The following is a 5,805-nucleotide window of genomic DNA, read 5'->3' as shown; positions in this document are numbered from 1 at the left end:
CCACGTGCCCGCGCCCCCGCCCGGGGGGCCCGCCGGCCGCCGCGAGCCGCGGGCCACCTCCGGGGCGGGGCCCGGGGGGGGCCCCCCCCGCGCGGGGGGCTCGCCGGTGGCCGACGGCGAGCCCACGCTGCTGGCGTTCCTCGGCTTCCTGCGCACCGCGGCCCAGTACGAGAAGGGCCTGGACAACGCGCTCCCGGGCGGCGAGAACACCGTGAAGGTGCTCACCGCGCACAAGTCCAAGGGCCTGGAGTGGGACGTGGTGGCGGTCCCCGGCCTGGTGACCAAGACGTTCCCCAGCGAGCAGTCGCGCGAGGCGTGGACGGCCAGCGCCAAGGTGCTCCCGCACGCGCTGCGCGGCGACGCCGACACCCTCCCCGACCTGTCGGACTGGGACGCGAAGGGACTCACGGCGTTCAAGGCCGCGATGAAGGAACACCAGCGGACCGAGGAACTCCGCCTCGGCTATGTGACGTTCACCCGCCCCCGCTCCCTGCTGCTCGGTTCGGGGCACTGGTGGGGCCCGTCACAGAAGCGCCCGCGTGGCCCCTCCGCGTTCCTGACCGCGCTGCGGGAGCACTGCGAGGCGGGCGACGGGGAGATCGAGGTGTGGGCCGACGAGCCGGCCCCCGGCGAGCAGAACCCGGCCCTGCAAGATCCCGAGCCCGACCAGCCGTCGCGCGCCGACCGCCCCTGGCCGCTGCCGCTCGACGCCACCGCGCTGGACCGCCGCCGCCGCGCGGCCGAAGCGGTCCTCACCCACCTCGACCACCAGCCCCCATCCCTCGCCCCCAGCCCCGCCGCAGGCCACCGGCCGAGCCACCTCGCGCCCGCGCCCGTGCGAGACACCTCAGACCCCGAGCCGTACGGGGCGGGCCCGCTGGCGCCGGAGCCGTACGACCCCGAGCCGTACGAGGCAGCCGCCCCCACCGAGCCCCCCGCCGAGCCCGCGCCCGCGTACGACGACCCGTACGCCGCACCACCGGAAGACCCGTACGGTGAGGACCTGTACGGCGACGACCCGTACGGCGAGGACCCGTACGCCGCAGACGCGTACGGCGAGGACTCCTACGCCGGAGACCCGTACGCCGATCCGTACACCGCCCCCGACGCCGCCCCGGACGGTGAGCAGCACGCCCCGCACGGCCCCGCGCACGCCCCCGTGCCCGACGGGCACTCTCGCGGTTCCGACGGCGGGCGGTCCTCCGCCTCGTCCGCCTCGTCCACCTCGTCCGCGCGCGGGCGCGAGGTCGGACCGGTTGCCGGGCGCGGCGGTGTGGAGCGGCCCGCGGGGGCCGGCGCGGCGGTGCTGCTGCCCGAAGAGGCGCGGCTCGCCGCCTCCTGGGACCGGGACCTGGAGGTGCTGGCCAAGGAGTTGCGCCGGGCCAGGGCCACGGTGCGCGAGGTGCCCGTGCCGGCGGCGCTGAGCGCCACCCAACTCCTGCGGCTCGCCGCCGACCCGGACGGCTTCGCGCGCGAGCTGGCCCGCCCGATGCCGCGCCCGCCGCGGCCCGCCGCGCGCCGCGGCACCCGGTTCCACGCCTGGGTCGAGTCGCGGTTCGAGGCGCTGCCGCTGCCCCTGCTCGGCCCGGAGGACCTGCCGGGCGCCGAGGAGTACGGTGCCGACCCCGACGGCGACGGCTGGGACCTGGACGCGCTCAAGGAGGCGTTCAACCGCACCCCGTACGCCCGGCGCACGCCGTACCGCATCGAGGCGCCCTTCCACCTCACCCTCGCGGGCCGCGTCGTCCGGGGCCGCATCGATGCGGTCTACCGCCACCGCCTACCGCTCACCGAGCCGCACGGGGCGGCGACCACCTCGGCGACCACCCCGGCCCCAGACCTCCCGACCGGCGACCCTGGCGACGCCCCGCAGGGCATACCCACCGCGGCACCGGCCGCCGCTGCCGCGCCCCAGGAAGCCCCCCCCCAGCAGACACGGCACCAGCAGGCAACACACCAGACACCGCACCCGTACGCGTACGAGATCGTCGACTGGAAGACCAACCGGGCCCAGGACGCCGACCCGCTCCAGCTCGCCGTCTACCGGCTGGCCTGGGCGGAACAGCACGGCCTCCCGCTGTCCGCGGTCACGGCGACCTTCCTCTACGTGCGCACGGGGGAGATCGTCCGCCCCGCCCCACTGCCCGGCCGCGCCGAAATAGAACGCATCCTGCTCGGCGAGCCCGTCTCCCCCGGGGAGCACACCGACCGCAGCCGGCCCGTGGAGCACCCCCGGGCACCCGAGCCGACCTGAAGGACCCGGCCGGCCCCCACCAAAACCCCGCCTGCGCGGTGGTGAGCCTCACACCGGTGTGGGGCGGTGCGCGGGCGGGGGACACCGCGGGGTGCGGGCGGCTCCGCTGGGCGGTGCGGAGGGGTGCGCGTGCCGGTCACAGCGGGGAGGTCGGGGCGCCGACGGGCAGGTCACGGGAGGGGTTTGACGGCGCGTAGGGGGTGGCGCCGGTGCCGCTGCACCACCCCGCGGACGCCGCCTCCCGGCCCGGCCGCGGGCCCGTAACCCCGGCGATGAGGCCGCGCCGAGGCGGCTAGGCTCGTCACCATGAGCACCACCCCGGACGACGCTGTCCGCGCCTATGTCGATGCCCATCGCACCGAGTTCCTCGACGACCTCGCCGCCTGGCTGCGCATCCCCTCCGTATCGGCCGATCCCGGCCGCGCCGGTGACGTCCGGCGCAGCGCCCAGTGGCTGGCGGACAAGCTCACGACCACCGGTTTCCCAACGGTGGAGGTCTGGGAGACGGCGGGCGCCCCGGCGGTGTTCGCCGAGTGGCCGTCGGACGATCCGCACGCCCCCACGGTCCTGGTCTACGGCCACCACGACGTGCAGCCCGCGGCGCTGGCCGACGGCTGGCACAGCGAGCCGTTCGAACCGCAGGTGCGCGACGGCAAGCTGTACGCGCGCGGCGCGGCCGACGACAAGGGGCAGGTGCTCTTCCACACACTCGGCGTCCGGGCGCACCTGGCGGCCACCGGGCGCACCGCGCCCGCCGTCCATCTCAAGCTGCTCGTCGAGGGCGAGGAGGAGTCCGGTTCGCCGCACTTCCCCGCCCTGGTCAGCGCCCGCGCCGACCGGCTGCGCTGCGACGCGGTCGTCGTCTCCGACACTGGCATGTGGTCCGCGGACACCCCGACGGTCTGCACCGGCATGCGCGGCCTCGCCGACTGCCAGATCGACCTGTACGGGCCCGACCAGGACGTCCACTCGGGCTCCTTCGGCGGTGCGGTGCCCAACCCCGCGATGGAGGCGGCCAGGCTCGCCGCCGGACTGCACGACGCCGACCTGCGGGTGGCCATACCCGGCTTCTACGACGGTGTGGTCGAACTCACCGACCGCGAACGCGAGCTCTTCGCCGAGCTCCCCTTCGACGAGGCCGAGTGGCTGCGCACCGCGCACTCGCACGCCACCGCGGGCGAGGCGGGGTTCACCACCCTGGAACGGCTCTGGGCCCGGCCGACCGCCGAGGTCAACGGCATCGGCGGCGGCTACCAGGGCCCCGGCGGCAAGACCATCGTGCCCGCCACCGCCCAGCTCAAGCTGTCGTTCCGGCTGGTGGAGGGCCAGGACGCGGACCAGGTCCAACAGGCGGTGCGGGACTGGGTGGCCGACCGGCTGCCCGCCGGAATCCGGCACGAGATCACCTTCTGGGGCGCGACCCGCCCCTGTCTGACCCCGCTCGACCACCCCGCGCTCCGCTCGGTCGTACGGGCCATGGAGCGCGCCTTCGGCCGGCCGGTCCGCTTCACCCGCGAGGGCGGCTCGGGGCCGGCCGCCGACCTGCGTGACGTGCTGGGCGCACCGGTGCTGTTCCTGGGCATCTCGGTGCCGTCCGACGGCTGGCACGCCCCGAACGAGAAGGTCGAACTCGACCTGCTGATGAAGGGTGTCGAGAGCGCCGCCTACCTGTGGGGTGACCTCGCCGAGAGCTGGCGGGTGCCGGTGACCGGGTAACGGGCCGGGCGGCGGCCCGGAGCGGTGTGTGCGAAGGCGCGTGCGGAGTGGTGTTCGGAGTGGCGCGTCCGGCGCGTATGGACGGCTCGTACGGATGGCTCGTACGGACGGCGTGTGCGGACGGTCGGTACGGATGGCAGGTGCGGCGGTCGGGGTGCGAGGTCGGCCCTGCGGGCGGTCCCTTCGGCCGGTCCGTGCGACTGGTCCGTACGGGCAGTGCGTACGACTGGTCCGTACGGCGGTCCGGGTGGGCGGTCCGGATGTGCCGCCCGCACCGGTCCTGGCCGCCGCCAGGACCGCCGAACCCCGGCCCACCGCCGGACGGCCGCGGACCACCGACCCCGGACACCGACCGGGAGCGGGCGCCCGACCGGGGCCGGGCGGCGGGTGGGACCGCGGCCCGGGCGCCCGCCAGGACCTGGCAACCGGCCCCGTGGACCCGCCCGGGGACCCGGAGCCGGCGACCCGGCCCGGCCCGGAACCCGTACGAGCCACACCCCACCCGGCAGCGGACCGGCCACCAGCCGACCGCTCGCCGGCGCCCCATCACCCCGCGGGCGCCCTGCGGACAACGGCCGGGACGCACCACCCCGGCCGCCCGCCGGCCGGACCGCACGCCAGGGCGGCAGCCCGATCGCACGCCCGGCCTCCCGGCCCGGGGGCGCGGCCGGGGAAGCCCGACCGGTACGAGGGCTTGACCAGGACGAGCGCGAGGCCGGGAAGAGAGCACAGCCATGAACCGTTCACATAGGGGGAGTTGGAAGTAACGTGACCACCTGGACCGAACGACCCGCCGGCCTGCCCATCCCGCTGACCGCCGAGAGCGGCATCGACCGCGCGGCGCACCACCGGCTGGATGAGGCGTGGCTGGCCGCCGCCTGGAGCCACCCCAGCACCCGCGTCTTCGTGATCTCCGGGGGGCAGGCGCTGGTCGACGACACCCCCGACGGCCGGACGGAGCTGGTGATGACACCGGCCTTCGAGGCCCCCGTCACCGAGACCCACCGCTACTTCCTCGGCACCGACGCCGAGGGCGTGCGCTACTTCGCGCTCCAGAAGGACGCCCTGCCGGGCCGCATCGACCAGTCGGCGCGCCCGGCCGGGCTGCGCGAGGCCGGCGCGCTGCTCTCGGAACGCGACACCGGGCTGTTGGTGCACGCCGTCGCCCTGGAGAACTGGCAGCGGCTGCACCGCTTCTGCTCGCGCTGCGGCGAGCGCACCGTGATCGCCGCGGCCGGTCACATCCGCCGCTGCCCGGCCCCGGCCTGCGGCGCCGAGCACTACCCGCGCACCGACCCCGCCGTGATCATGCTGGTCACCGACGACCAGGACCGGGCGCTGCTCGGCCGCCAGGTGCACTGGCCTGAGGGCCGCTTCTCCACCCTCGCCGGCTTCGTCGAACCGGGCGAGTCCATCGAGCAGGCGGTGGTCCGCGAGGTGGCCGAGGAGGCCGGCGTCACCGTCGGCGCCGTCGAGTACGTCGGCAGCCAGCCCTGGCCCTTCCCCTCCAGCCTGATGCTCGGCTTCATGGCCCGCGCCACGACCTCGGACATCCAGGTCGACGGCGAGGAGATCCACGAGGCCCGCTGGTTCTCCCGCGAAGACCTCCGCAAGGCGTACGCGTCGGGCGAAATGCTCCCCCCGTACGGCATCTCCATCGCCGGCCGCCTCCTCGAACTCTGGTACGGCAAGCCCCTGGCCGAAGACGGCCCGGGCCCCGTCGAAGGCTGACCACGTCGGCCCCGGGGCGAGGGGGGGGGCGCGCCCGCGGGGGGGGCCGGGGGGGGGGGGGGGGGGGGGGGGGGGGTGGGGGGGGGGGGGGGGGGGGGGGGGGG

The 5,805-nt window shown here is 76.3% G+C and carries 3 protein-coding genes; all 3 read left to right on the top strand.

What is annotated here, in order from left to right:
- Nucleotides 1-2,254 (top strand): 3'-5' exonuclease (locus tag AAHZ94_RS27235; RefSeq protein WP_349996064.1); only part of this gene is annotated, 2,254 nt, incomplete at its 5' end.
- A gap of 306 nt (nucleotides 2,255-2,560) precedes the next feature.
- Complete coding sequence (locus tag AAHZ94_RS27230; protein WP_349996062.1) at nucleotides 2,561-3,970, top strand: dipeptidase; 1,410 nt, start codon at nucleotides 2,561-2,563, stop codon at nucleotides 3,968-3,970.
- A gap of 768 nt (nucleotides 3,971-4,738) precedes the next feature.
- Nucleotides 4,739-5,701, top strand: coding sequence for an NAD(+) diphosphatase (nudC, locus tag AAHZ94_RS27225; RefSeq protein WP_349996060.1), 963 nt, complete (start codon nucleotides 4,739-4,741; stop codon nucleotides 5,699-5,701).
- The last annotated feature ends 104 nt before the right edge of the window (nucleotides 5,702-5,805 follow it).

It is taken from the genome of Streptomyces sp. HSW2009 (genome assembly GCF_040240285.1).
Lineage (GTDB): Bacteria > Actinomycetota > Actinomycetes > Streptomycetales > Streptomycetaceae > Streptomyces.
This window is presented reverse-complemented; position numbering and strand designations above follow the sequence as displayed.

Coding starts and splice junctions, on each gene's coding strand:
- AAHZ94_RS27230 (WP_349996062.1), top strand. CDS start 2,561: ATGAGCACCACCCCGGACGACGCTGTCCGCGCCTATGTCGATGCCCAT.